General features: G+C 61.7%; 19 protein-coding genes and 2 pseudogenes. All 21 read left to right on the top strand.

Features of this window, described 5'->3' with window-relative positions; genetic code table 11:
- The first annotated feature begins 1 nt into the window (after position 1).
- A pseudogene (locus ACTG1P_RS00185) lies at positions 2–708 on the top strand (flagellar motor protein).
- Complete coding sequence (locus ACTG1P_RS00180; protein ID WP_101529948.1) at positions 686–1,561, top strand: flagellar motor protein MotB; 876 nt, start codon at positions 686–688, stop codon at positions 1,559–1,561. The pseudogene ACTG1P_RS00185 and the gene ACTG1P_RS00180 overlap by 23 nt, the downstream one beginning before the upstream one ends.
- A 163-nt stretch (positions 1,562–1,724) precedes the next feature.
- Positions 1,725–3,863: a TonB-dependent hemoglobin/transferrin/lactoferrin family receptor gene (locus tag ACTG1P_RS00175; RefSeq protein WP_440000163.1), complete on the top strand. Its 2,139-nt coding sequence runs from the start codon at positions 1,725–1,727 to the stop codon at positions 3,861–3,863.
- Positions 3,863–5,869: a prolyl oligopeptidase family serine peptidase gene (locus tag ACTG1P_RS00170; RefSeq protein WP_440000162.1), complete on the top strand. Its 2,007-nt coding sequence runs from the start codon at positions 3,863–3,865 to the stop codon at positions 5,867–5,869. The genes ACTG1P_RS00175 and ACTG1P_RS00170 overlap by 1 nt, the downstream gene beginning before the upstream one ends.
- Complete coding sequence (locus ACTG1P_RS00165) at positions 5,866–8,313, top strand: proprotein convertase P-domain-containing protein (protein WP_440000161.1); 2,448 nt, start codon at positions 5,866–5,868, stop codon at positions 8,311–8,313. The genes ACTG1P_RS00170 and ACTG1P_RS00165 overlap by 4 nt, the downstream gene beginning before the upstream one ends.
- A 59-nt stretch (positions 8,314–8,372) precedes the next feature.
- Positions 8,373–9,812 carry a DUF1566 domain-containing protein gene (locus tag ACTG1P_RS00160; RefSeq protein WP_440000160.1) on the top strand — a complete coding sequence of 480 codons (1,440 nt, stop codon included), beginning with the start codon at positions 8,373–8,375 and terminating at the stop codon, positions 9,810–9,812.
- Positions 9,813–9,825: 13 nt separating this feature from the next.
- Positions 9,826–10,387: pseudogene (locus ACTG1P_RS00155) on the top strand (DUF1566 domain-containing protein).
- 41 nt (positions 10,388–10,428) lie between these two features.
- Complete coding sequence (locus tag ACTG1P_RS00150) at positions 10,429–10,665, top strand: hypothetical protein (protein ID WP_440000159.1); 237 nt, start codon at positions 10,429–10,431, stop codon at positions 10,663–10,665.
- 100 nt (positions 10,666–10,765) lie between these two features.
- Positions 10,766–11,170, top strand: coding sequence for an NADH-quinone oxidoreductase subunit A (locus tag ACTG1P_RS00145; RefSeq protein ID WP_005344919.1), 405 nt, complete (start codon positions 10,766–10,768; stop codon positions 11,168–11,170).
- A 29-nt stretch (positions 11,171–11,199) separates the two neighbouring features.
- Complete coding sequence (locus tag ACTG1P_RS00140; protein WP_005344917.1) at positions 11,200–11,874, top strand: NuoB/complex I 20 kDa subunit family protein; 675 nt, start codon at positions 11,200–11,202, stop codon at positions 11,872–11,874.
- A gap of 2 nt (positions 11,875–11,876) precedes the next feature.
- Positions 11,877–13,682 carry an NADH-quinone oxidoreductase subunit C/D gene (nuoC, locus tag ACTG1P_RS00135; RefSeq protein ID WP_440000158.1) on the top strand — a complete coding sequence of 602 codons (1,806 nt, stop codon included), beginning with the start codon at positions 11,877–11,879 and terminating at the stop codon, positions 13,680–13,682.
- Positions 13,683–13,762: 80 nt separating this feature from the next.
- Positions 13,763–14,305: an NADH-quinone oxidoreductase subunit NuoE gene (gene nuoE / locus ACTG1P_RS00130; RefSeq protein ID WP_005337236.1), complete on the top strand. Its 543-nt coding sequence runs from the start codon at positions 13,763–13,765 to the stop codon at positions 14,303–14,305.
- On the top strand, positions 14,302–15,687 hold the full coding sequence (gene nuoF, locus ACTG1P_RS00125) for an NADH-quinone oxidoreductase subunit NuoF (protein WP_236292646.1): 1,386 nt from the start codon (positions 14,302–14,304) through the stop codon (positions 15,685–15,687). The genes nuoE and nuoF overlap by 4 nt, the downstream gene beginning before the upstream one ends.
- Positions 15,688–15,728: 41 nt before the next feature.
- On the top strand, positions 15,729–18,485 hold the full coding sequence (nuoG, locus tag ACTG1P_RS00120; protein WP_440000157.1) for an NADH-quinone oxidoreductase subunit NuoG: 2,757 nt from the start codon (positions 15,729–15,731) through the stop codon (positions 18,483–18,485).
- Entirely contained in the window at positions 18,482–19,450 is a 969-nt protein-coding gene (gene nuoH, locus ACTG1P_RS00115; RefSeq protein WP_042019045.1) for an NADH-quinone oxidoreductase subunit NuoH, read from the top strand. Before nuoG ends, nuoH begins: the two co-directional genes overlap by 4 nt.
- Before the next feature lie 10 nt (positions 19,451–19,460).
- Positions 19,461–20,003: an NADH-quinone oxidoreductase subunit NuoI gene (gene nuoI / locus ACTG1P_RS00110; RefSeq protein WP_005337245.1), complete on the top strand. Its 543-nt coding sequence runs from the start codon at positions 19,461–19,463 to the stop codon at positions 20,001–20,003.
- Positions 20,004–20,013: 10 nt separating this feature from the next.
- Positions 20,014–20,565 (top strand): NADH-quinone oxidoreductase subunit J, encoded by a 552-nt coding sequence (nuoJ, locus tag ACTG1P_RS00105; RefSeq protein ID WP_440000156.1) that lies wholly within the window; start codon positions 20,014–20,016, stop codon positions 20,563–20,565.
- Complete coding sequence (nuoK, locus tag ACTG1P_RS00100) at positions 20,562–20,870, top strand: NADH-quinone oxidoreductase subunit NuoK (RefSeq protein ID WP_005337247.1); 309 nt, start codon at positions 20,562–20,564, stop codon at positions 20,868–20,870. The genes nuoJ and nuoK overlap by 4 nt, the downstream gene beginning before the upstream one ends.
- Entirely contained in the window at positions 20,867–22,714 is a 1,848-nt protein-coding gene (gene nuoL / locus ACTG1P_RS00095) for an NADH-quinone oxidoreductase subunit L (protein ID WP_440000155.1), read from the top strand. Before nuoK ends, nuoL begins: the two co-directional genes overlap by 4 nt.
- Positions 22,715–22,812: 98 nt before the next feature.
- Positions 22,813–24,357 (top strand): NADH-quinone oxidoreductase subunit M, encoded by a 1,545-nt coding sequence (gene nuoM, locus ACTG1P_RS00090; protein ID WP_440000154.1) that lies wholly within the window; start codon positions 22,813–22,815, stop codon positions 24,355–24,357.
- Positions 24,354–25,817 (top strand): NADH-quinone oxidoreductase subunit NuoN, encoded by a 1,464-nt coding sequence (gene nuoN / locus ACTG1P_RS00085; RefSeq protein ID WP_440000153.1) that lies wholly within the window; start codon positions 24,354–24,356, stop codon positions 25,815–25,817. Before nuoM ends, nuoN begins: the two co-directional genes overlap by 4 nt.
- The last annotated feature ends 197 nt before the right edge of the window (positions 25,818–26,014 follow it).

Here is a 26,014-nt window from a genome sequence, read left to right as displayed (position 1 = left end):
CATGATCGAGGGTGGTCATCCCAGTGCACTGCTCGATCTGCCCGCATTTCTTATTGTCATAGGCGGCACCATAGGTGCTGCGCTGACCCAGTTCCCCTTCTCTGTCGTCGGCAGCACCATGAAGCGTTTCAAATGGCTGCTCTCCCCCTCAAGCTCGACATGCATGAACAGGCCCAGTTACTGGAAACCCTAGCAGGCAACGCCCGCCGCAGCGGCATGCTCGCGTTGGAAGGGATGATCGAGGAGATCAAGGATCCTTTCCTGAAGAAAGGGGTGCAGATGATGGTCGATGGCTACGAAAAAACCAAGATACACGAGGTGCTGGAGAACGAGATCGAGTTCGAGCAGGAAGATCTCGAACAGACGGTCAAATTCTATGAAGCCATGGGCGGCTACTGCCCGACCATGGGGATCGTCGGGGCAGTATTTGGCCTGATCCACGCCATGGGTCTGCTGGATGCCCCCGACAAGCTGGGTGGCGCCATCGCGGTGGCCTTTATCGCCACCATCTACGGGGTATCCGCCGCCAACCTGATCTTCTTGCCGTTCGGCAACCGCTACAAAGGGTTTGCCCACCAGATCCGCCACTACAAGGAGATGACCCTGACCGGCATTCTCTGCATCGTGGATGGCGAATCCCAAGCGCGCCTGCAAGTTACCCTCGAACCTTATCTGGGAGGTCACGGTGGCCAAAAAGAAAAAGGCTGAAGCACCGGAGAACCATGAACGCTGGCTGGTCTCCTATGCCGACTTCATGACCCTGCTGTTCGCCTTGTTTGTTGTGCTCTACTCCTTTGCCATGGCAAAGCAGTCCGAAACCCGGGTGCTTATCCAGGGCTTTATCGAGTCGCTGGGTAAAATCGGCCTCATCTCCCCGCCTGCCGGCTCACCCTTGATGCAGGGGGGCACAGGGATTCTCGAGCCGGAATCAAAAACTACGCCGAGCAGCCCGAAAGAGGAGACTGTACTGGAGAAAGATGCCCCCATGGCGGCATCGGACCCCTTCAACGAGACCATAGGTGCCTCGGAAAAACCGAGCGCCACCGAAGCCTGGCCCCATAAGACCAAGGAGCAGGAGTGGGTGCAGGTGACCAAGCAGAAGCTGGAGCAACAGCTAAAGGCCCAGATCGAATCGAAGGACCTGGAGGTCGAGCAGCTTGGCAGTCAGCTGGTGATCCGCATCGGCGAGAAGGCGCTGTTTCCCGCCGATTCGGCGTTCCTGCAGCCCCAATTCATCCCGCTGGTCAACAAGATCGCCGGCATTTTGGCCAATATCCCGGGGCAGGTAGTGGTCACCGGTCATACCGACAACTCCCAGGCACCGGTGGAGCTCTATCGCAACAACTGGGAGCTCTCGGTGCTGCGGGCCTCTTCCATCGTGCAGACCATGCTGACCAACCCCCAACTGGATGCCAGACGAGTCATCGCTCAGGGGGTTGCCGACACTCAACCCCGCTTTGCTAATGACACCCCCGAACATCGCCAGGCGAATCGCCGGGTCGATATCACCCTATCTCAAGGCAAGGCAGCAGAAGAGTCACTGCAACTGCTCAAGCCTTGATCCCCCCGCTCCCGCTTCGCGCGGGAGCCTCTTTTTTAAAAACAAATAACTCAATAATATCAACACCATAAGATCTTAATGATAATGATTGCCATTTATTGTCAAGTGGTCAGGCCTCTGCAATAATGCCGCCCCTCAGGCTTAAATAAAAACAATTATCATTATGAACAAACTGCTTCAGGCATGGCCGGCACTCCTGTGTGCCTCCGCTGGCGCGGCCGATCTCCCCCCTGTGGAGAAGGCTCGCAGCGACGACACCATCATTGTCACCGGGCAACGGGTACAACAGAAACTCTCCGATGTCTCCGGCTCCATCACCGTCATCACCCAGGAAGAGCTGGACCGTCAGGTCGCCAGCGAGCTGACTCATGTGTTTCGCAAGATCCCCGGTGTCTCGGTCACCGGCTCTGCCGGGCGACCGCAAAACATCAGCGTGCGCGGCATCGGTGGCAACCGTATCCTGCTGATCAAGGATGGAGTGCGCGTCAGCGACGGCTTTGGCGCCGACAACATCAATGACAAGGTGGGTCGCTTCAACTTCGATCTCGATGACATCAAGCAAATTGAGGTGGCCAAAGGGGCTGGCTCCTCCCTGCATGGCTCCGATGCCATCGGCGGCACCGTGGTGATGAATACCAAGCAGCCGGAAGATTATCTGCAACAACAAGATAGCTATCTGGCGGCCAAGACTCTCTACGGTGGCGACAGCAACAAGAAGAAGCTCAGCATGACCGGCGCGGTACGGGCACTGGAGAGCGAACATCTGTTACGCCTCTCCGGCTGGCGCGGCAACGAAACCGCCAACTTTGAAGAGAACCGCATTCCGGCGGATCTGGATGGCATGAGCGCCTCCACCAGCAGCCGCCTCCCCCTCAATGCCCATCACGCTCTGCGGCTGGAGCTGGACTACTACGAGGATCACGCCAAACGCCAGATGGGGCCCAAAGCGGTGCCCCAACCCGATGGCAGCTGGGACGTGGTCGGTTTTCAGGAAGATGGCGATCAGCACACCCAGGGCGGCAAGTTCAGCTGGGAGGCCAGCGATCTGGGCATGGTTGATACCCTCAACTGGAGCCTGTTTGGCAACCAGTCACGCAACGAAGCCAACCAGCGCCAGCTGCTGCGCAACGATGCCCTGAGCGGCTATCCCAGATATCGCAGCCAGCGCACTCTCTCCACATTCGAGGAGCTGCGCCTTGGCAGCGAGCTGGAGTTGCAGAGCAAGCTGAGCACCGGCTCGCTGGAGCACACCTTCAGCTACGGTGTGGAAGTGGAGCAGGCCAACCACGAGCGACCGGTCAGCAATCTGACCCTGGAAGATGGCATCACCACCCAGGGACAGAAAGCCCCCTTCAGCAAGGCCGAAACCCGCCGCGATGGCATCTGGCTGAGCGATGTGATCGATCTGGGCAACTGGCAGTTTACCCCGACCCTGCGCTTTGACCGCCAGCGCCTGCGCGCACCGGACAGCAATCTGGCCGAGAACCACAGCGACCACATCTCCCCCAGTGTGGCGGCCAGTTACCGCTTCAACGAGACATGGCGCAGCTGGCTCAGCTATGCCAACGGCTTCCGCGCCCCCGCTTACGATCAGGTTTACGGCAACATTCCCCACTACTTTGCCATGCCGCCGTTCGAGATCATTGCCAACCCCAACCTCAAGGAGGAGACCAGCCACAGTCTGGAGTGGGGAGTGAATGGCCAAAGCGACAACTGGAGCGTCAAACCGGCCGTTTTCTACAACCGCTACTACAACTTCATCGACTGGCGCCAGACCGGTTTCCGCCTCGATGATGGTGTCTTCCTGCGCCAGTATCGCAACGTTGCCAAAGCCGAAACCTGGGGCGCCGAGCTGGCCGCCAGCCTCTGGCTGAACGACGAGTGGGAACTTTCGACCAATCTGGCCTGGATGGATGGCAAGGATCACCGCGGTGAACCGCTGCGCACCCAGACACCGCTGGAAGGCAACACCACCCTGCGCTGGCAACAGCTCGACTGGGGGGTTGAGCTCAGTGGCAATTATGCCGCCGCCATGACCAAGGTGCCCCAGTGCGCCAATGCGCAGACTGGCTACAACGGTGCCTGCCAGAGCAGCGCAGGCTGGTTCAGCCTGGATCTCACCGGCGACTGGCAGATCACCGAGGCGCTCAAGGTCAATGCCACCATCGGCAACCTGCTCGATACCCGCTACGTCCGCTATCAGGATGTCGCCGGACTCCCGGCGGGCAGCGACACCTCCCTCTACAGCCAGAGCGGCCGCTACCTGTCAGCTAGCCTCAGCTACCGTTTCGTGGGGATGTGATGAAGCATCATGCAATCATGGCGGCCCTGTTGGCCGCCCCATTGGCGTGGGCGCAAGAGGCCCTGCCACCGCCGATCCCGTCCCAGCCACACCTGATTTCAGGCAATCCCGTACGCCAGGATCCCTACTTCTGGTTGCGGGACGAGAGCCGCAGCAACCCGGCCATTCTCGCCCTGCTCAAGCAGCAAAATCGCTGGAGCGAGCAGCAGCTCGCCGCGCAGCAGCCGCTGGAAGCAACCTTGCGCGCCGAGTTTGCCCGTCATCCGGCGGGGGAATCTGTGCCAGAGAACTGGCTTGTCCGCGGCGATCAGGCATGGCTGCTGCGCCCGGATGGCTCACTCTGGCAACGCCACGGGGGCAAGGTGCAGCAGCGGCTTCCCGCCAGAGCGGGTGAGGGCTATTACGAAGCGGGCGGCTGGGCCCTGAGCCCGGATAACCGCACGCTGGCCATCGCCGAAGACAGGCGCGGCGATCTCGACTATCAGGTTACCCTGCTCGATCTCCAGAGCGGCAAGGCGCTGGCCAGTTTGGCGCAGCGCAGCGCTGATCTCGCCTGGTCACAAGATGGTCGCACCCTCTACAGCATCGCCAACGAGCGCTACACCCTGCGCCCCTGGCAGCTGCGCGGCTGGCAGAATGGCCAGGAGCAGACTCTCTATGAGGAGCAGGATCCCGCCTGGCTGCTCAGCCTCTATCGCACCACGGATGGCCAGCATCTGGTGTTGCAGGGCAACAACCACGACAGCTCGGAGCAGTACCTGCTCGACTCGTGCAAGCCGCAGCAGGTCAAACCCCGCCAGCGCGGGGTGGAATACTATCTGGACAGCCAATCCGGCTGGGTGCTCAAGAGCAACCGGGAGGGGGCGTTTGCCCTCTACTCAGCCAGCACGCCGCTCGGTGAGTGGCAGCGCCTCTGGCCCAGCGCCGGGGAAGATCTCGGCGATCCCGAGAAGTGGCGACTGTTTGATCGCCATCTGGTGGTGCAGTTTCGCCAACAGGGGGAGGATTGGCTCGCCTTGCTCGATCGCAACGGCCATGAACGCCAGCGCCTGCCGCTGGCCAGTGGCGCCGGAACCGGCTGGCTGCAAGGAGAACATGACCCGGCCAGCGACCGCATTCTGGTGCGCAGTCAGGGCTTGAGCCAGCCCCCCGGCCAGCGCTGGCTGGATTTAAACAGCGGCCAGTGGATCAACGACCAGCACACCGCTGGCAATAAAGCAGTGCCCTATCAGAGCGAGCGGCGCTGGATCACTTCTGCCGATGGCGCCCGGGTGCCCGTCTCGCTGGTGTGGCGCAAGGATCTGGCCCCCCGCGCCGTACTGCTCTATGGCTATGGCGCCTATGGCACGCCGATGCGTCCCTACTACCAGAAAGAGCTGCTGAGCCTGCTGGATCGGGGCTTTGTCTACGCCATCGCCCATGTGCGCGGCGGCGGCATGCTGGGGGAGCAGTGGACCCGCGACGGACGGGGCATCCACAAGCAGAACGGCATCAGCGACTTTATCGCCGCCGGTAACGCCCTGCGCCACTGGTCGCTCGACGCCGCTCCCCTGCCCCTGTTTGCCATGGGGGGCAGCGCGGGGGGCACGCTGGTTGCTGCGGCCCTCAACCAGCAACCGACACTCTTTAGCGGCGCCGTGTTGCAGGTCCCCTTCGTCGATATGCTCGGCACCATGAGCGATCCTGCCCTCCCCCTGACCCGTCAGGAGTATCAGGAGTGGGGCAACCCGGCCAGGCCTGCAGAGTATCAGGCGATGCGCCGCATCAGCCCCTACGACAACCTGCACCGCGCCCCCTACCCGCCCCTGCTGGTCACTACCGCCCTGCACGACAGCCAGGTGCCCTACTGGGAGCCGGTCAAGTGGCTGGCTCGCCTGCGGGAGCACAGTACGGGCTCCGGCCCCTACCTGCTGCTGACCGAACTGGAGGGAGGCCACCGCGCCGGTGGTGGCGATCGGGCTCGTGAATTTGCCTTCTTGTTGCATCTGGCGGGGATCAATCAATGACCCTGCCACTGATTGGGAGTACCACTATGAAACCCCTGTTGCCCGCCCTCTTGCTGGGGCTGGCTGGCTTTGCCACTCAGGCCGCCGAACTGCGTTTTGTCGAACAGGACGCCCCGACCGATCCCCGCCTCTGGCTCGAACAGCAGCTCGGCGTCACCCTGAGTGATGCCCCGGCCTATCAGCGCCAAGGCAAGCTGGGCCACTATCTGCACTATCGCCAGCAACTCAATGGCGCACCGATCGCCGGCCTGATGGCCGCCGTCAGTCTCGATGAGCAGGGTCGTCCGTGGCGCCTTTATCACAATACCCGACTGATGCAGGCACAGGCGACGCCATGTGATGAGGCAAGCCGCGCCGGGGTGGATGCCTATACCGCCACGCTGGATGGCGCTGTGTGGCAATTCGCCAGCAGTGACGAGGCCCAGCCCTGGTACTGGCAGGATGGCGACACCCTGACCCCCGCCTGGCGTCTGCTGGCGGTGGAAAGCCAGCCGGGCAACAGCAAGAGCAGCCACTGGCAACTGTTTGTCACCTGCGATGGCAACGCCCTGCTGGGGCGCACGCTGCAAGAGGCCAATACCCGTGCCGAAGCGGTCCCGCTGGCAGGGGAAGAGGCCACGGTGCAGGCCCGCATCTTTGCCCTCGATCCACGCACCCAGCTGCAAGATGGCAACCTGCTCTGGCGCCATGATCTGGTACTGGACAACGGGGCCTATCGCACCGTCCCGCTCAGGGTACAAAAGGTGGATGACACCTACCTGCTGAGCGGCCCTCGCGCCCGGGTCGTTGATGGCACGGCGCCGGAAACCGTTCCCTTTAGCAGCCCTGATGTCGATGGCTTCCAGCTGGATCACCAGCAACCCGCCTTCCTCGATATCAATGGCTACTACCATCTGGATCTGGCCCAGCGCCATGTGGAATCCCTGGGCTACCCGGCACTGATGGGCGGCCCCCTGGCCATCGATACCGATGCCGGGGAGCAGGACAACTCTCTCTATGACCCCTTCCTGCGCCGGTTGGAGATTGGCCGGATCGGGGTACCCGATGCGGAAGATCCCATGGTGATCTGGCACGAGTTTGGCCATGCGGTGCAGCACCATATCCTGCCCGACATGGGAGACGAGGGTGACTGGGGCGCCATCGGCGAGGGCTTTAGCGACTATCTGGCCGCCAGCTGGCGCCAGCGTAGCCCAGAGGCTCGCCAGTTCGAGCCTTTCATGGTCTTCAACTGGGATGCCAGGATCAGCGGCCGGACGCCCCGTCAGCTCGACGATCTGCGGGCGCGCTATCACCCGGGCTTCCTCTATCCGGCTCACCTCACTATCAACGGCAGCAACGGCGACCAACTGTGGGGCACCCCGCTCTTCACCGCGCTGCGCCAGGCTGTTGAACAGTATGGCGAGGTAGCCCGTGACGAGTTCGATACCTTGCTGATCGAATCCCACTTCGGCCTCGGCCCGCAGGTGCGGATGCCACAGCTGGCGCGCGTCACCGTGGATACCGCCAACCGCCTCTACCCGGACCGCAGCTATGGCAAGCTGCTGGAGCAGGCCTTCCGCCACCACGCCCTGCTGCCCACTCCCATCGCGGCCCGCCTTGCCGATGACAGCTACCTGCTGCCCGGGGAGAAAAAGAGCCTCGCCATCGAATTGACCAACCAGAGCGGCCGCCCCCTGACCGTGGCTGACGCCAGCCTGCTCCCGACCAAGGGGCTCATGGGTGACGGTCACTGGCAGGGAGAGCTCAACGCCGATGGCACCGCCCGCTGGACCCTGCCGCTGGAAGCGGCGAGCAACCTGACCTGTGGCGAGGCGGTCACCTTGCCGCTGCAGTTCCAGCTCACCCTACCCAGCCCCACCGAGCGCCAGACCCGCCTTGACCTGCAACTGCCGATCGGTGAACTGCTCTGGCAACGGGCCATCGGCCAGGGTGGCCAGATCAAGGATGCGGTGAGCGATGAGCGGCACGGCCTGTCCCGCTTCACCCTCACCCTACCCGAGAGCAAGGCCCGCATCGACAGCGGATTCGTGGTCGCCCTCGATCTGGAACACAGCAAACTGGAGCAGCTGGAGATCTGGCTCACCTCCCCTTACGGCACCCGGATCAGTCTGTGGAACAAGGGCTACGCCAGCCATACCCGGCTCAAGGGGGAGTTCCCCCGTGAACTGGTACCGTTCGAATCACTCGATAAGCTGCACGGCGAACCGCTCGCTGGCCGCTGGCTGCTGGAGATCAACGACACCAGCGCCGGTGACACCGGTCAGTTGCGCAGCTGGCACGTAGCCCAGCAAGTCGGCGCCCGCTGCGACAAGGATGAAGCCCTGCCCAACACCGGCATCATCCCCCTTGAGCAGGATGAAGGGGGTGGCGGCACGACTTCCCCCCTGTTGCTGTTGCTGGCCCTGTGGCCCCGCCTCTGGCGCCGGAGCACCCCGCGTCGTTGAATCCTACACCACGGGGGTTACCGCCCCCGTGAACCTGTGACCGAATCAAGGAATGTGAAGTGAAACCATCCGTACTGGTTATTGCAACCCTCTCAGCCCTGCTCAGCGCCTGTGGCGGCGGGGAAGATAACGCACCACTGGCGATCCCGGACTACCGGGTCGATGTCGCCCTGCCGACTGCCGGTACCCTGTGCGCCGATCTGGATCAGAACTGGCAATGTGATCCTGCCGATCCTGCCGTCAGCGGCGAAGGCGTTGTGGCCCTGGTCAGCCGTTCGGCCAACATCGTCAACTCGCCCCTGCTGTTCGTACCGAGAAGCGGAGGCCTGCTGCTGGCACATCCGGCCGCCAAAGGGGATCCACAACGGCTACAACCGACCCTGCTCAGCACCCTGTTGCAGAGCCGCATTGCCGAAGGGGTGGCCGCCGATCGCGCACTGACACAGTTGCTGGCCGATCTCGCCCCGCTGCAACCGGGCGGCGATCTCGCGGCCCTCGCAGGTCTCGGCCAGTTTGATCAGGCGCTGCAACAGGTGGCGATCAGCTTGCAGCAACAGGCCCGCACACGCCTCATCACCGCCAAGGAGACCCAGTTGCTCACCACCAGCTATCGCGCCATCAGCCTGATGCTGGCGCAATTGGCTCAGGAGTGGCAGCGCAACGGCCAGTTTGCTGAAGAGACCCAAAGCGAACTGCTGACCCTGCTGGTGCAGCAGCAGCCACGCAACCTGCTGACCGTCACCGGCGTCACCACCTTCAGCGATGGCAATGACCCGCTGCTGGAACAGGAACCCGCCGACTATCCGGGACAAGATGCCAGCTGGAATCACACTCGTCCCCAACTTGCCTATCGTAAACTCGATGATCGCGGTCAGGTTCTCCCCGACAACGCGCCGAGCTGGCAGTGCGTCAAGGATCTCAATACCGGTCTGGTGTGGGAGGTCAAATCGGACGATCCCTTGAGCCCGGCCTGGAAAAGCAGGCCCTTTGCCTATGAGGATGAGCAGTTCAAGGCGACCGCAGGCGAGCAGCAAGAGGCCTACCAGCATATTCATAAGAGGATCGAACAGCTCACCGACGAAGGAGATCTGGCGGCCCTCGCCCGAGCACAGGCGCTGACCACCATGCTGACCACCCGCGCGTATCAGCAGTGGCTCAATGGCGAGCAGCGCTGCGGCATCAGCCAGTGGCGGCTGCCCACCATGGGTGAGCTGATGTCACTGATGCACTACGGTAGCCTGGCCAAGGACCCGCTGGGTCAGCGCATCATCGTGGATACCCGTTACTTCCCGGATATCGCCTCCTCGGAAGATGACACCTACCATGGCTACTACTGGAGCGCCACCAGCAACACCGCCCAGCGCTTCTCCGGTGGCCCCATCAGCAAACGCACAGTCCTGCTCTTGGGAGAAGATGCGGGCACCACCTATCCCGCGCGGGTGCAGCAAGATACCTATATCGAGCTGATGCAGGTACGACTGGTCGCCACTCCCCAATAATCCGAGGAATATCATGAGCCTTTATCGCTTTTCATTCGCCATGCTGGCACTGCTGGCCCCCCTGGCCCACGGTGCAGCCATTTGTGATGACACCATGGATCGCACCGCCCCCTCTGCCCGTTTTCTTGACCATGGCAACGGCACCGTCACGGATCAACACACCGGCCTCACCTGGATGCGCTGCAAACTGGGACAGACATGGAGTGGCAGCAGTTGCCTGGGGGAACCGACCGTTTACTACTGGCAGCAGGGGCTGCAAGTGGCGGAGCGGATCCGCAGTGATAGCCGCCATGCTCTCTATCACTTCGGTGGTATCAGCCAGTGGCGTCTGCCCGACATCAAGGAGCTGGCGACCCTGGTCGAGCATGCCTGCTACAAGCCCTCTCTCAATGAAGCCATTTTTCCGCGCGCCATGGCGGGGGGCGGTAAAGAGGTCAATGAGGGTTATGATGAGCAGCACGGTAACCTCCGCCAATGGTCAGCGGGCGTATCTGGACATCACCTCGGGAGATATCGGTCTTCGCGCCATTGGCGCCTACCCGGATCAGGTCTTGCTGGTCGCCAATAAACCCTGACCGCCCCACGCTCGAAACCGGAACGCGATGACAGGAGAGGCTTGAAAGCCTCTCTTTTTATTGCTCTTGCCGCCCCCTACCTCACCCGCCATCACGCTCTTCTCCCGCCTGTGCCCCCTGCCCGCGATACCGGCCTGATCCGGCTTCGCACGGGACATTTACCCCTTTCAGGTGATGGCGAGGAGCAGCGTTCTGCGCTTTCCAAGCCTTTGCCGCCCGCCATAACCAACAAAAAAGTGCGCTTCTTAACAAAATTTAATTACCGGTTAACCGATTAATAATTAACCCGTAAAAATGACATGTAAATCAGTGCGAAAGTGTCATAATGCGTAACATTATTGTTAAGTCGCTTGATTAATTTGGTTAGGAAAAACCTCTATGTTTGCTGATATTTCTGCTCAACATTGGGCTTTTGCCATTTATGTCATCGGTGCCATCACCATCTGTCTGGTGATGATAGGTCTCGCCGCCCTGCTGGGAGGTCGCGCCTACGGCCGCACCAAGAACAAGCCATTTGAATCCGGTGTCGACTCGGTCGGCAGTGCCCGCCTGCGTTTTTCCGCCAAGTTCTATCTGGTCGCCATGTTCTTCGTCATCTTCGACGTCGAGGCGCTCTACCTGTTTGCCTGGTCTGTCTCCGTGCGGGAGAGCGGCTGGGTCGGCTTTATTGAAGCCACCATTTTCATCGGACTGCTGCTTATCGGCCTGATCTACCTCTGGCGCATCGGCGCACTGGACTGGTCACCGCGCAAACCGCAGTTGAACAACAAAAACAGTGATTGAACCACAGACCCTTTCCTTGAGGTTGCACCATGAAGTACACCCTGACCCGGATTGACCCGGATGCACCCGTTGAGCGCTACCCCCAGGAGCAGCGCCAGACCGTCGATGACCCACTGGCGCAAGAAGCGACGCGCGGCATCATGATGGGCCGCCTCGAGGAGGTGCTGCAAGACACAGTCAACTGGGGCCGCAAAAACTCCCTCTGGCCTTACAACTTCGGCATCTCCTGCTGCTACGTGGAGATGTGTACCGCCTTCACCTCCCCCCACGATGTGGCCCGCTTCGGCGCCGAAGTTATCCGTGCCTCGCCCCGTCAGGCCGATTTCATGGTGATTGCAGGGACACCCTTCATCAAGATGGCGCCAGTCATCCAGCGCCTGTATGAACAGTTGCTCGAACCCAAGTGGGTGATCTCCATGGGGGCCTGTGCCAACTCCGGGGGCATGTATGACATCTATTCCGTGGTGCAGGGGGTGGACAAGTTCCTGCCGGTCGACGTCTACATTCCGGGTTGCCCGCCCCGTCCCGAAGCCTTTTTGCAAGCCCTGATGCTGCTGCAGGACTCCATCGGCAAAGAGCGCCGCCCCCTCTCCTGGGTAGTGGGCGATCAGGGAATCTACCGTCCCCAGATGCAGGCCGAAAAAGAGCGCAAGCGCGGCGAACGGATCAATGTGACCAACCTGCGCACGCCGGATGAGATCTGACCATGAAACTGACTCGTGATTTTCCCAGCAATTACGCCATGGCCCAGTGGCAGCCCAGCGACCACAAGGATGCCAAAGTCATTGGCGAACTGTTTGCCCACTTCGGGGCCGAGCACTTCACCGTGCAGACCACGCGCACCGGCGTGCCGGTGGTCTGGATCCCCCGCGAACTGCTGCAGGATGTGATGGGCTTTTTGCGCAAGGTGCCCTCCCCGTTCGTGATGCTCTTTGATCTGAGTGCGACTGACGAGCGGCTGCGCAGCCATCGCGACGGTCTGCCCCAGAGCGATTTCACCGTCTTCTATCACCTCATCTCAATCGACCGTAACGCCGATGTGATGTTGAAAGTGGCGCTGGCCGAGAGTGACCTGCATCTGCCCACCATCACCAACCACTTCCCCAATGCCAACTGGTACGAGCGGGAAGTGTGGGATCTGATGGGCATCACCTTCGATGGCCACCCCCATCTGACCCGGATCATGATGCCCAAGAGTTGGCAGGGTCACCCGCTGCGCAAGGATTACCCGGCGCGCGCCACCGAATTCGATCCCTTCATGCTCGATGCCGCCAAACAGGACATGGAGCAGGAGAACCTGCTGTTCAAACCGGAAGAGTGGGGGCTGGCCCGCGGCAACGAGAATGAGGACTACATGTTCTTGAACCTCGGCCCCAACCACCCCTCTGCTCACGGCGCCTTCCGGTTGGTGTTGCAGCTCGATGGCGAGGAGATCCGCAACTGCGTGCCCGACATCGGCTACCACCATCGTGGTGCCGAGAAGATGGGCGAGCGCCAGTCCTGGCACAGCTACATCCCCTATACCGACCGGGTCGAGTATCTGGGCGGGGTGATGAACAACCTCCCCTATGTGCTGGCGGTCGAGAAGCTGGCCGGCATCAAAGTGCCGCAGCGGGTCGACATGATCCGGGTGATGATGGCGGAGCTGTTCCGCATTCAGAGTCACCTCTTGTTCCTCGGGACCTATATTCAGGACGTGGGGGCCATGACGCCGGTCTTCTTCACCTTCACCGACCGGCAGAAGATCTACACCATCATCGAAGCGATCACCGGTGCCCGCATGCATCCGGCCTGGTTCCGTATCGGCGGTGTGGCCCACGACTTGCCGAAGGGATGGCAGCGGCTGGTGCAGGACAACCTGTTGAGCTGGTTGCCCAAGCGCTTGATGGATTACGAAAAAGCGGCGATGCGCAACAGCATTCTGCGCGGTCGCACCATAGGCGTCTCTTCCTACACCACCGAGCAGGCGTTGTCCTGGGGCACCACGGGGGCCGGATTGCGCGCCACCGGCCTCAACTTCGACGTGCGCAAGTGGCGCCCCTATTCGGGCTATGACCAGTTCGACTTTGAGGTGCCAGTCGGCAGCAATGGCGATGCCTACGACAGAGCCACCGTGCGGATCGAGGAGATCCGCCAGAGCATGTCGATCATCGAGCAGTGCATGAAGAACATGCCGGAGGGCCCCTTCAAGGCGGATCACCCCCTCACCACGCCACCACCGAAAGAGCGCACCCTGCAGCACATCGAGACCCTGATCAACCACTTCCTGCAAGTGTCGTGGGGTCCGGTGATGCCCGCTGCCGAGTCGTTCCAGATGATTGAGGCGACCAAGGGGATCAACAGTTACTACCTGACCAGCGACGGCTCCACCATGAGCTACCGGACCCGGATCCGCACCCCGAGCTTTGCTCACCTGCAGCAGATCCCCTCGGTGATCAAGGGCAGCATGGTGTCGGACCTCATCGTCTATCTGGGCAGTATCGATTTCGTTATGTCGGATGTGGACCGTTAAGTGATCCTGCCTCCCGGCCATGGCCGGGAATTCGGATCACCGGACGAGCAGTAAAAGGACAAGCCACCAAAGGTCAAGTCATGAGCCAGCAATGTCAGTGTCACAATAATCAGACCCCACAGGGGCAAGGGGCATGCAGCAGCAAACAGGACGACTTCGTTCTGAGCCAGGCTGAACGCGATGCCATCGAACACGAGAAACACCACTACGAAGATCCCCGCGCCGCCAGCATCGAAGCGCTCAAGATCGTGCAGCAGGCCAGAGGCTGGGTCCCCGACGGCGCCATTCATGCCATCGCGGCCGAGCTCGGCATTCCTGCCAGCGACGTGGAGGGGGTCGCCACCTTCTATAGCCAGATCTTCCGCCAGCCGGTGGGGCGTCACATCATCCGCGTCTGCGACAGCATGGTCTGCTACATCAATGGCCATGAAGATCTGCTGGCCGGTCTCAAGGAGGTGATGAACCTCGGCCCCGGTCAAACCACCCCGGATGGCCGCTTCACCCTGCTGCCGGTCTGCTGCCTTGGCAACTGCGACAAGGGGCCAGCGATCATGATCGATGACGACACCTATGGCGGCCTCGATCCGGTGACCTTGCTAAAAACCCTGGAGGCTTACCCATGAGCCTGCCGCAGAACAAGATCCTCGCCTCTCTTGGCACAGCCAACCGCACCCCGCGTGCGGCCGAGACCCACCCGCTTACCTGGCGGCTGCGGGATGACGGCCAGCCGGTGTGGCTGGAGGAGTATCAGGCCAAACAGGGCTATGAAGCGGTGCGCAAGGCGCTCGGCCAGATGAGCCCGGACGAGATTGTCAGTACCGTCAAGGATGCCGGTCTCAAGGGGCGTGGCGGCGCGGGCTTCCCCACAGGTGTGAAGTGGGGGCTGATGCCCAAAGACGAGAGCATGAACATCCGCTACCTGCTCTGCAACGCCGACGAGATGGAGCCCAACACCTGGAAAGATCGCCTGCTAATGGAGCAACTGCCCCATCTGCTGATCGAAGGGATGATCATCTCGGCCCGGGCGCTCAAGGCCTATCGTGGCTATATCTTCCTGCGCGGCGAATACGTTGATGCCGCCATCCACCTGCGTCGTGCGGTGGAAGAGGCAAAAGCCGCCGGTTTGCTTGGCAAGAACATTCTGGGCTCGGGTTTTGACTTCGAGCTGTTTGTTCACACTGGCGCCGGTCGCTACATCTGTGGCGAAGAGACGGCCCTTATCAACTCGCTGGAAGGGCGCCGTGCCAACCCGCGTGCCAAACCCCCCTTCCCCGCAGTCTCAGGTGTCTGGGGCAAACCCACCTGCGTCAACAACGTCGAAACCCTCTGCAACGTCCCCGCCATTATTGGCAACGGGGTGGCCTGGTATCACGGGCTGGCCCTGCCGGGCTCGGAAGATCACGGCACCAAGCTGATGGGCTTCTCCGGCAAGGTGAACAACCCCGGGGTCTGGGAGCTGCCGTTTGGCATTACCGCCCGCGAGCTGTTTGAAAACTATGCCGGCGGCATGAAGAGCGGCTATCGCCTGAAAGCCTGGCAACCGGGCGGCGCGGGAACCGGTTTCTTGCTGCCGGAGCACCTCGATGCCCAGATGTATACCGCCGGTATCGGCAAGGTGGGCACCCGGATGGGGACTGGTCTTGCCATGGCGGTGGATGACTCCATCAGCATGGTCTCCCTGCTGCGCAACATGGAGGAGTTCTTCGCCCGCGAGTCGTGTGGCTGGTGCACGCCCTGTCGCGATGGCCTGCCCTGGAGCGTCAAGCTGCTGCGGGCACTGGAACGTGGCGAAGGGCAATCCGGCGATCTGGCGACTCTGGAACAACTCTGCGGTTTCCTTGGCCCGGGCAAGACCTTCTGCGCCCACGCACCGGGCGCCGTCGAGCCGCTCGCCAGCGCCATCAAATATTTCCGCTCCGAATTCGAGGCCGGGATCAAAGGCAGCGGTGATAACCGCAAGCCGGTCAAAGGGATCCAGCCCAATCTGCTGGGCGAGCGCTGGTAACGACACCACAGATTTCACAAAACAGGTTTCAGGGAAGTTGTATGGCAACCATTTATGTAGACGGCAAAGAGTACGAGGTAGACGGAGCAGATAACCTGCTGCAAGCCTGTCTGTCGCTGGGTCTGGACGTCCCCTATTTCTGCTGGCATCCGGCGCTGGGTAGCGTTGGCGCCTGCCGCCAGTGTGCGGTCAAACAGTATCAGAATGCCGATGACAAACGCGGTCGTCTGGTCATGTCTTGCATGACCCCGGCCACCGATGGCAGCTACATCGCCATCGAGGATGAAGAGGCTAAAGAATTTCGCAAGAGCGTGGTGGAGTGGTTGATGACCAACCACCCTCACGACTGCCCGGTGTGTGAAGAGGGCGGCGCCTGCCACCTGCAGGACATGACGGTGATGACCGGCCACAACAGCCGTCGCTACCGCTTCACCAAACGCACCCACCAGAATCAGGAGCTGGGCCCCTTCATCGGTCACGAGATGAACCGCTGCATCGCCTGCTACCGCTGCGTCCGTTACTACAAGGATTATGCCGGTGGCGAGGATCTCGGGGTCTATGGTGCCCACGACAACGTCTATTTCGGGCGGGTCGAGGATGGCACCCTGGAGAGTGAATTTTCCGGCAACCTGGTGGAGGTCTGCCCCACCGGCGTCTTCACCGACAAGACCCACTCCGAACGTTACAACCGCAAGTGGGACATGCAATTTGCCCCCAGCATCTGCCAGCAATGCTCCGTGGGCTGCAACATCAGTCCGGGCGAGCGTTATGGCGAGCTGCGCCGCATCGAAAACCGCTTCCACGGCAGCGTCAACCACTACTTCCTCTGTGACCGTGGCCGCTTTGGCTATGGCTACGTCAATCTGGCGGACCGCCCGCGCCAACCGCAGCTCAAAGATGGCAACGACCAGCTGACCATCACGGTCGATGGCGCCCTCAACCGCGCCGCCGATGCCCTGCGCACGGCCCGTGGCCTCATCGGCATCGGCTCGCCCCGCGCCTCGCTGGAGAGCAACTTTGCCCTGCGCGAGCTGGTGGGGGCAGACAACTTCTACGCTGGCGTCGAGCAGGCCGAGTGGGAATGCCAGCAGAAGATCCTGCAGATCCTGCAACAGGGCGGCGTGCCGACCCCGAGCCTGCGGGACATGGAAGAGGCCGACGCCATTCTGCTGCTCGGCGAGGATGTCACCATGAGCGCCGCCCGTATCGCGCTGGCGCTGCGTCAGTCGGTCAAGGGCAAGGCTCGCGAGCTGGCCCGCAAGATGAAGGTCGATCTGTGGCAAGTCGCCGCCGTTCAGACCCTGGGTCAGAACGAGCGCTACCCGCTGCTCATCACCAGTCTCGACACCACCCGTCTTGACGATGTGGCGGCCGACAAGCTGCACGCCCCCTATGCCGATCAGGCGCGCCTTGGCTTTGCCATCGCCCACCTGCTCGACCCGAGTGCACCGGCCGTGGCCGATCTCGGCCCCGAGCAGCAGGCACAAGCGACTCGCTGGGCCGAGCTGCTCGGCAACGCCAAGAAGCCGCTCATCATTGCAGGCTCCACTGCCCGCGATGTGGCGCTGCTTGAGGCGGCCAGCAACATTGCCCGCGCCCTGAAAGGCCGAGGTCTGGAAGCCAACATCGCGCTGGTTGGCCAGGAGGCCAACTCGCTGGGTCTGGCCATGCTGGGCGCCCAAACCTTGTCAGACAAGCCACTCGAAGCCGCCCTTGCGCGTATCGAGTCAGAAGAGGGGTTGGCGCTGGTCACCCTGGAGAACGATCTCTACCGCCGCGCGCCGCGCAACCGGGTGGATGCTGCTCTGGCACGGCTGCAGCACCTGCTGGTCATCGACCATCAGGCGACCCCGACCGCCAACAAGGCAGATCTGGTGCTGCCAGCGGCCAGTTTTGCCGAGGCCGATGGCACCCTGGTGAACATGGAAGGGCGCGCCCAACGCTTCTTCCAGGTCTATGCGCCCGCCTTCTACAACGCCGATATTCAGGTGCGTGAAGGGTGGCGCTGGCTGGCGGCGCTGCAGGGGGCGATCGAACGCAAGCCGCTGCGCTGGCAGAACTTCGACCAGGTCAACCATGACTGCGCCACCAGCCATCCGCTGCTGGCTACCATGCTGGAAGCTGCGCCCAACGCAGGCTTGCGGATCCGTGGCATGCGGCTGGCCCGTGAGCCGCACCGCTACAGCGGCCGCACCTCCATGCTGGCGGATCAGAACGTCAGCGAGCCACGGGTAGCGCAAGATCCCGACTCCCCCTTCAACTTCTCCATGGAAGGGTATGCCGGAGCCCGTCAGCCGCTGCCGCAAGTACCGTTCGCCTGGGCGCCGGGCTGGAACTCTCCCTCCGCCTGGAACAAGTTCCAGGATGAAGTGGGTGGCAAACTGCGTGCTGGCGATCCGGGTCGCCGTCTGCTGGAAGTAACAGACCCGCAGGCCGAAGGCAAGGAGCCGCTCGGCTGGTTCACCACCATCCCCGCCCCCTTCAAGGCCACAGAGACGCTGCAAGTGGTCAATTATGCCCAGCTGTTTGGCGGCGAGGAGCTCTCCGCTCGCAGCCCGGTTATTCAGGCCCGGATGAACGAACCCGAGCTGGTGCTCAATCCCCTTGATGCAGAGCGTCTTGCCCTCCACGGGGGCAGTCAGGTCTCCTTCTCCTGGGGCGGTAGCCACTGGCAACTGCGCCTGCGCCTGAGCGAACAGCTGAGCACCGGTCTGGTGGGGCTCCCCCTTGGGGTGAACGGCCTGCCGACGGCCCTGCAACAAGCCTCAATCACTAACCTGCAGGAGGTGATCGCATGAGCGAGTCGCTGATCGATCTGTTGCTGGAGGTAGGCAAGGCACTGATCGTGCTGGTGGGGATCGTAGGGGCGGGCGCCTTCATGAGCTTCATCGAGCGCCGTCTGCTGGCCCTGTGGCAGGATCGCTACGGCCCCAACCGGGTGGGGCCGTTTGGTCTGCTCCAGCTGGCCGCCGACATGATCAAGATGTTCTTCAAGGAGGACTGGATCCCGCCGTTCGCCGATCGGCGGATCTTTATCCTGGCCCCAATCATCGCCTTCACCGCCTTTATTCTGGCGTTTGCGGTGGTGCCCATCACCCCCACCTGGGGCGTGGCGGACCTCAATGTGGGACTGCTCTACATCCTGGCCATCGCGGGGCTGGCGGTCTATGCGGTGCTATTCGCCGGTTGGTCGAGCAACAACAAATACTCCCTGCTTGGCAGCTTGCGCGCCTCGGCCCAGACCCTCTCCTACGAGGTATTTCTCGGGCTCTCCTTGATGGGGATCGTGATCCAGACAGGCAGCTTCAACCTGCGGGATATCGTCGAGGCACAGGCAGACTTGTGGAACGTGGTGCCTCAGATCCTGGGCTTTGTCACCTTCCTGTTTGCCGGTGTCGCCGTCACCCACCGTCACCCGTTTGACCAGCCGGAAGCCGAGCAGGAGCTCGCCGACGGCTATCACATCGAGTATGCGGGGATGAAGTGGGGTCTCTTCTTCGTGGGCGAGTATATCGGCATCGTGCTGATCTCCTCGCTCATCGTGACCCTCTTCTTCGGTGGCTGGCACGGCCCCTGGCTGCCTCCCTTCATCTGGTTTGCCCTGAAGACCGCCTGTTTCATGGTGTTCTTCATCCTGCTGCGGGCCTCCCTGCCTCGCCCGCGCTTTGACCAGGTGATGTCGTTTGGCTGGAAAGTCTGCTTGCCGCTGACCCTGATCAATATGCTGATCACCGCGGCAGTTGTACTGATAAGTACGCAGTGAGGCACTCATTATGAAAATTGTTAGCATTATTCAGGGTGTCGGCACCCAGTTACGCAGCCTGGCCATGGTCTTCTCCCATGCCTGGCGGCCCCGTGAAACCCTCAACTATCCGGAACAGGCAGTCTATGCCGCTCCCCGCTACCGCGGTCGCATCGTGCTGACCCGCGACCCCGACGGGGACGAGCGCTGCGTGGCCTGCAACCTCTGTGCGGTCGCCTGCCCGGTCGGCTGCATCTCGCTGCAAAAATCCGAGCGGGAAGATGGTCGCTGGTATCCGGAATTCTTTCGCATCAACTTCTCTCGCTGCATCTTCTGCGGCCTGTGTGAAGAGGCTTGCCCCACCACCGCCATCCAGCTGACGCCGGATTTCGAGATGGGTGAGTATCGCCGCCAGGATCTGGTGTACGAGAAGGAGGATCTGCTGATCAGCGGGCCCGGCAAATACCCGGACTACAACTTCTATCGCATGAGCGGGATGGCCATCGACGGCAAACCGAAAGGGGATGCCGAAAACGAAGCCAAACCCATCGATGTCAAGAGCCTGCTGCCCTGAGGAGTCAATCATGGAACTGGCATTTTATGCCTCGGCCCTGGTGGCCATTTACAGCACGCTGCGGGTGATCAGCACCAGCAATCCCATGCATGCGCTGCTCAATCTCATCATCTCCCTCATCGCCGTGGCCATGATCTTCTTCTGCCTGGGCGCCGCCTTTGCGGGCGCCCTGCAGGTGATCGTCTACGCCGGCGCCATCATGGTGCTGTTCGTGTTCGTGGTGATGATGCTGAACCTGGGTTCAGCGCAGGCGCAGGAGAAGAACTGGCTCACCCCCATGACCTGGGTAGGCCCTGCCCTGCTCTCGCTGATCCTGCTGGGCTTTTTGGGCCACGGCATTCTCGGGGTGACCGGGGGCCTGATCGGAGTGACCGAGGTGACCGCCAAGCAGGTCGGTATCGAACTCTTTGGCCCCTATGTACTGGCCGTGGAGCTCGCCTCCATCCTGCTGCTGGCGGGTCTAGTGACCGCCTATCACCTGGGTCGGGAAGACAAGAGCGGTGAAGTGCTCTCCGTCCCGCGCTCCGCATCCCGCACTGCACAAGAAGGAGGTCAGCAATGAATGGAATCCCTATGGAGCACGGGCTTTTGCTGGCCGCGGTGCTCTTCTGCATCGGCTTGTGCGGTCTGCTGATCCGCCGCAACCTGCTCTACATCCTGATGAGTATCGAGATCATGATGAATGCCTCGGCACTGGCGTTTGTGGTGGCAGGTAGCCGCTGGGCCCAGGCCGATGGCCAGATCATGTATATCCTGGTGATTTCTCTGGCGGCAGCGGAGGCCAGTATCGGCCTCGCCCTGTTACTGCTGCTCTATCGTCGTTACCACACCCTGAACGTGGACACTGTGAGCGAGATGCGCGGATGAGCCTCTTATATCTGACTTTTCTATTTCCGCTGCTGGGATGGCTGGTGCTGGCCTTCTCCCTCGGCCGGTTTGGCGAGCGTACCTCGGCGCTGATCGGGGTGGGTTCCATTGGCCTGTCGGCCCTCACTACCCTGTGGGTGGGCATCGACTTTGTGGGCAACCCGCCCGAGGGGGGCGTCTATGTCCAGCGCCTGTGGCAGTGGATGGCGGTGGGCAACTTTACCCCGAGCTTCTCACTGGCACTGGATGGCCTGTCGCTGACCATGCTGGGAGTTGTGACCGGGGTGGGTTTCTTCATCCACCTGTTCGCCTCCTGGTATATGCGCGGGGAAGAGGGCTACTCCCGCTTCTTCACCTACACCAACCTCTTTATCGCCAGCATGCTATTTCTGGTGCTGGCCGATGACCTGCTGTTTGTCTACCTCGGCTGGGAAGGGGTGGGGCTGTGCAGCTACCTGCTGATCGGCTTCTACTACAAGGATCGCAACAACGGCGCGGCGGCCCTCAAGGCCTTTATCGTGACCCGGGTGGGTGATGTCTTCCTCGCCATCGGCCTGTTTATCCTCTATCGGGAACTGGGCACCCTCAATATCCACGAGCTGCTGGTGCGCGCGCCCATCATGTTTGCCGAGGGCTCCCCTGCCCTGTCGCTGGCCTGCCTGATGCTCCTGGGCGGCGCGGTCGGCAAATCGGCACAGCTGCCGCTGCAAACCTGGCTGGCGGATGCGATGGCAGGCCCGACCCCTGTCTCAGCGCTGATCCATGCCGCCACCATGGTGACCGCCGGTGTCTACCTGATTGCCCGTACCCACGGCCTGTTCCTGCTGGCGCCAGAGATCCTCCATCTGGTCGGGCTGGTTGGCGCCATCACCCTGGTGCTGGCAGGCTTTGCCGCGCTGGTTCAGACCGATATCAAGCGGATCCTCGCCTACTCCACCATGAGCCAGATTGGCTACATGTTTCTGGCTCTCGGTGTCGGCGCATGGGAAGGGGCAATCTTCCACCTGATGACCCACGCCTTCTTCAAGGCGCTGCTGTTCCTCTCCGCCGGTGCCGTTATCGTTGCCTGCCACCATGAGCAGAACATCTTCAAGATGGGTGGCCTGCGCAAGAGTTTGCCGCTGGTCTATGCCTGCTTCCTGGTGGGGGGCTCGGCGCTGGCGGCGTTGCCGCTGGTCACTTCCGGTTTCTACAGTAAGGACGCCATCCTGTGGCAAGTAGAAGCCTCTGGCCAAAGCGCGCTGCTGTGGGCAGGTCTGGTAGGGGCATTCCTCACCTCGCTTTATACCTTTCGGCTGATCTTTATCGCCTTCCATGGCAAAGAGCAGACCAAAGCCCATGCGGGCCACGGTCTGGCTCACCATCTGCCGCTGCTGGTATTGCTGGTGCTCTCCACCGGCATAGGCGCGCTGATCACCCCGCCACTGGCAGGTGTACTACCCGCAGGCCCGGGGGACCATATAGAAGAGGGTCGCCATGCGCTGGAGGTAGCCTCCGGCATCATCGCCATTGCCGGCATTGCGCTGGCCGCGTTTCTGTTCCTTGGTGAGCGCCGTCTGGCCACCTCCATTGCCAACAGTGCGCCGGGTCGCCTGCTCAGCACCCTCTGGTTCAATGCCTGGGGCTTTGACTGGCTCTACGACCAGCTGTGGGTCAAACCCTATCTGCTGGCAACCCGTCTGGTCGGGCAGGATCCGCTGGACTGGATGATGGGCCTGCCCGCCTGGCTTGCCCTGCGTGGCAACCAGCTGCTGGCCTGGACCGTGACCGGCAAGTTGCGCTGGTATGCCGCCTCCATGGGGATCGGCGCCGTGCTGGTGCTGGCGCTGTTGCTGCTGGGGTAACGCGATGAACAACCGGACAATCATACAGCCAGGCTGTTTGCTTTCCCTGATGGAACAGGGAGCGCAATCTCATATGAACTTGAACGAGAGCTGATACCGTGACCTTACTCTGGATCTTGCTAATTCCTTTTATCGGCGGCTTACTCTGCTGGCAGATGGAGCGTCTCGGCGGGCCGTTTGTCCGCTGGGTAGCCCTGCTCTCCATGAGCGCCAGCCTGCTGCTCTCCTGTGCCATCTGGCTAAGTGGAGACTTCTCCCTTGCCACCACGGGCCTCGACAGCGCGGGCGTCTCCGGTGCTGCATCCGCCTGGGCCGCCGAGTGGCGCCTGCCGTGGATCCCCCGCTTCGGCATCTCTTTGCATCTGGCTGTGGATGGCCTGTCGCTCTTGATGGTGATCCTCACCTGCTTTATCGGGGTGCTGGCCATTCTCTGTTCGTGGAAAGAGATCGTGCAGCGCATCGGCTTCTTCCACCTCAACCTGCTCTGGATCCTGGGCGGCGTGCTCGGGGTCTTTATGGCGCTGGATCTGTTCCTCTTCTTCTTCTTCTGGGAGATGATGCTGGTTCCCATGTACTTCCTGATTGCGCTCTGGGGCCACTCGGTCACTGACGGCAAATCACGGATCAACGCCGCGACCAAGTTCTTTATCTACACCCAGGTGAGTGGCCTTATCATGCTGGTGGCTATCATCGGGCTGGTGCTGACCCACCAGCATGCCACCGGAGTCTTCACCTTCAACTATCTGGAGCTGCTCAATACACCGATGAGCAAGGGCGTTCAGTGGCTGCTGATGCTGGGATTCTTTATCGCCTTCGCGGTCAAGATGCCGCTGGTACCGCTGCACGGCTGGCTGCCGGATGCCCACAGTCAGGCGCCGACCGCAGGTTCGGTGGATCTCGCCGGTATTTTGCTCAAAACCGCCGCCTACGGTCTGCTGCGCTTTGCCTTGCCGCTCTTCCCCGAAGCGTCCGCCGAATTTGCTCCCTACGCCATGGTGCTTGGCCTGATCGGGATCGTCTACGGTGCCATCGTGGCCTTTGCCCAGACCGACATCAAACGGCTGGTGGCCTACACCAGCATCTCCCACATGGGCTTTGTGATGATCGCCATCTACTCGGGTAGCGAAGTGGCCCTGCAGGGCGCCGTGGTGCAGATGATCGCCCACGGTCTCTCCGCTGCCGGCCTCTTTATCCTCTGCGGTCAGCTCTACGAGCGGTTGCACACTCGGGATCTGCGCCTGATGGGCGGCCTGTGGGGGCGCCTGCGCTATCTGCCCGGCGTGATGCTCTTCTTCTCGGTGGCGTCGCTCGGCATGCCGGGCACTGGCAACTTTGTCGGCGAGTTCCTGATCCTGGTCGGCAGCTTCCAGGTTGCCCCGGTCATCACGGCGGTCGCCACCTTCGGTCTGGTACTGGCCTCGGTCTACTCCCTCATCATGTTGCAGCGCGCCTGCTTTGGCCCTACCAAGGATGAGAGCGTGCTCAAGGGACTGGATCGCCGCGAGCTGACCATGATGATGGTGATCGCGTGCTTGCTGGTTCTGCTTGGCCTCTATCCCCAACCCGTGATTGATACCGCCAGCAGCAGCCTCATCAATGTGCTGCACTGGTATCTGCTGCCGACTGCTGGAGCCCTGCAATGACTTTCTCCGCTTCCCAACTGCTGGCACTGCTTCCCCTGCTGTTGACCACCGGGGCCATGGCGGCCCTGATGCTGGCCATCGCCTGGCGCCGCTGTGTCACTACCGCCTTTACCGTGACCATTGTTGGCCTCAACCTGGCGCTCTTCTCGCTGCCCATCGTGATGGCGCAGGGGGACCAGGGGGTCACCCCGCTGCTGCAAGTGGACAGTTACGCCGTCTTCTACATGGGACTGGTAGTGATAGGCGCCCTAGCCACCTGCACCTTCGGCCAGTCGTGGCTGAAAGCCTACCCGGACAACCGGGAGGAGTTCTTCCTGCTGCTGCTGATCGCCACCGCTGGTGGTCTGGTGCTGGCCTGCTCCCGTCACCTCGCCTCTCTCTTTATCGGGATCGAGATGCTGACCCTGCCAATGTTCGGTCTGGTGGGTTACGCCTACCGCGAGCGCCACTCGCTGGAAGCCGCGGTGAAATACATGGTGCTCTCTGCCGCCGCCACCGCCTTCCTGTTGTTTGGCATGGCGCTGCTCTATGCCCAGGCAGGCAGCCTGAGCTTTGCCGCCCTGGGGCAGACCCTGGCCGAGAGCCCGGCTCACCACCCACTGCTGATGGGCGGTTTGGGGTTAATGCTGGTCGGCTTTGCCTTTAAACTCTCCTTGGCCCCCTTCCACCTCTGGACCCCGGATGTCTATGAAGGTGCCCCGGCACCGGTCGCCACCTTCCTCGCCACCGTCAGCAAGGTGGCGGTCTTTGCCGTGCTGCTGCGCTTCTATCTGGCGGTACCGGCGGCAAGCGATCCCATGATCCACTGGCTGCTGGCTGCCATGGCGGTCATCTCCATCCTGGTCGGCAACCTGCTGGCACTGGTGCAGACCAACGTCAAACGGATGCTGGGTTACTCCTCCATCTCCCACTTCGGTTACCTGCTGGCGGTGATCGTGGCGAGCCGCATCGGCCAGATGCCGGTGGAAGCAGCCGGGGTCTACCTGCTGATGTATCTCTTCACCAGTCTGGGTGCCTTTGGCGTGGTGAGCATGATGTCGAGCCCCTATCGCGGCAAAGATGCTGACTCCCTGCACAGCTATCGCGGCCTGTTCTGGAAGCGCCCTTACCTGACAGCCGTGCTGACGGTGATGATGCTATCTCTGGCCGGTATTCCGATGACGCTCGGCTTTATCGGCAAGTTCTACCTCATCGGTGTGACCGTCGAGGCGCAGCTCTGGTGGCTCTCCGGTGCCATCGTGCTCGGCAGCGCTCTGGGTCTCTACTACTACCTCAAGGTGATGGTGACCCTCTATCTGCGCGAACCGGGCATGCAGCAGCGGGATGCCAGTGCCGACTGGGCACTCTCTTCCGGTGGCGTGGTAGTGCTGCTCTCTGCCGCCCTAGTGGTGTTGCTGGGGCTCTATCCCCAGCCGGTCATCAGCCTGGTACAAGGGTTCCAGCACGTGGTATTGCAGTAACCTTCACAGACGTTCCCCCTCACCATTACCCGCAAAACCGGCAGCCTTGGCTGCCGGTTTTTTTATCGAGCCCTTCCCCTTAAACCATTTACAGGGCTTGAATCGATTCTCCCCTCATCAACGTACTGGGCGACGAAGCCATTGGTTGACTGGGCATCTCGCCTGTCTGACTCACTCAGTTGAACCATAAAAAAACC

Origin of the sequence: Aeromonas sp. 11P (assembly GCF_051920165.1) — a bacterium.
GTDB lineage: Bacteria > Pseudomonadota > Gammaproteobacteria > Enterobacterales > Aeromonadaceae > Aeromonas > Aeromonas veronii.
Note: the sequence above shows the minus strand (reverse complement) of the source record. Positions and strands in the feature narration are given on the sequence as shown.

Coding starts and splice junctions, on each gene's coding strand:
- ACTG1P_RS00175 (WP_440000163.1), top strand. CDS start 1,725: ATGAACAAACTGCTTCAGGCATGGCCGGCACTCCTGTGTGCCTCCGCT.
- ACTG1P_RS00170 (WP_440000162.1), top strand. CDS start 3,863: ATGAAGCATCATGCAATCATGGCGGCCCTGTTGGCCGCCCCATTGGCG.
- ACTG1P_RS00165 (WP_440000161.1), top strand. CDS start 5,866: ATGACCCTGCCACTGATTGGGAGTACCACTATGAAACCCCTGTTGCCC.
- ACTG1P_RS00145 (WP_005344919.1), top strand. CDS start 10,766: ATGTTTGCTGATATTTCTGCTCAACATTGGGCTTTTGCCATTTATGTC.
- ACTG1P_RS00140 (WP_005344917.1), top strand. CDS start 11,200: ATGAAGTACACCCTGACCCGGATTGACCCGGATGCACCCGTTGAGCGC.
- nuoC (WP_440000158.1), top strand. CDS start 11,877: ATGAAACTGACTCGTGATTTTCCCAGCAATTACGCCATGGCCCAGTGG.
- nuoE (WP_005337236.1), top strand. CDS start 13,763: ATGAGCCAGCAATGTCAGTGTCACAATAATCAGACCCCACAGGGGCAA.
- nuoF (WP_236292646.1), top strand. CDS start 14,302: ATGAGCCTGCCGCAGAACAAGATCCTCGCCTCTCTTGGCACAGCCAAC.
- nuoG (WP_440000157.1), top strand. CDS start 15,729: ATGGCAACCATTTATGTAGACGGCAAAGAGTACGAGGTAGACGGAGCA.
- nuoH (WP_042019045.1), top strand. CDS start 18,482: ATGAGCGAGTCGCTGATCGATCTGTTGCTGGAGGTAGGCAAGGCACTG.
- nuoI (WP_005337245.1), top strand. CDS start 19,461: ATGAAAATTGTTAGCATTATTCAGGGTGTCGGCACCCAGTTACGCAGC.
- nuoJ (WP_440000156.1), top strand. CDS start 20,014: ATGGAACTGGCATTTTATGCCTCGGCCCTGGTGGCCATTTACAGCACG.
- nuoK (WP_005337247.1), top strand. CDS start 20,562: ATGAATGGAATCCCTATGGAGCACGGGCTTTTGCTGGCCGCGGTGCTC.
- nuoL (WP_440000155.1), top strand. CDS start 20,867: ATGAGCCTCTTATATCTGACTTTTCTATTTCCGCTGCTGGGATGGCTG.
- nuoN (WP_440000153.1), top strand. CDS start 24,354: ATGACTTTCTCCGCTTCCCAACTGCTGGCACTGCTTCCCCTGCTGTTG.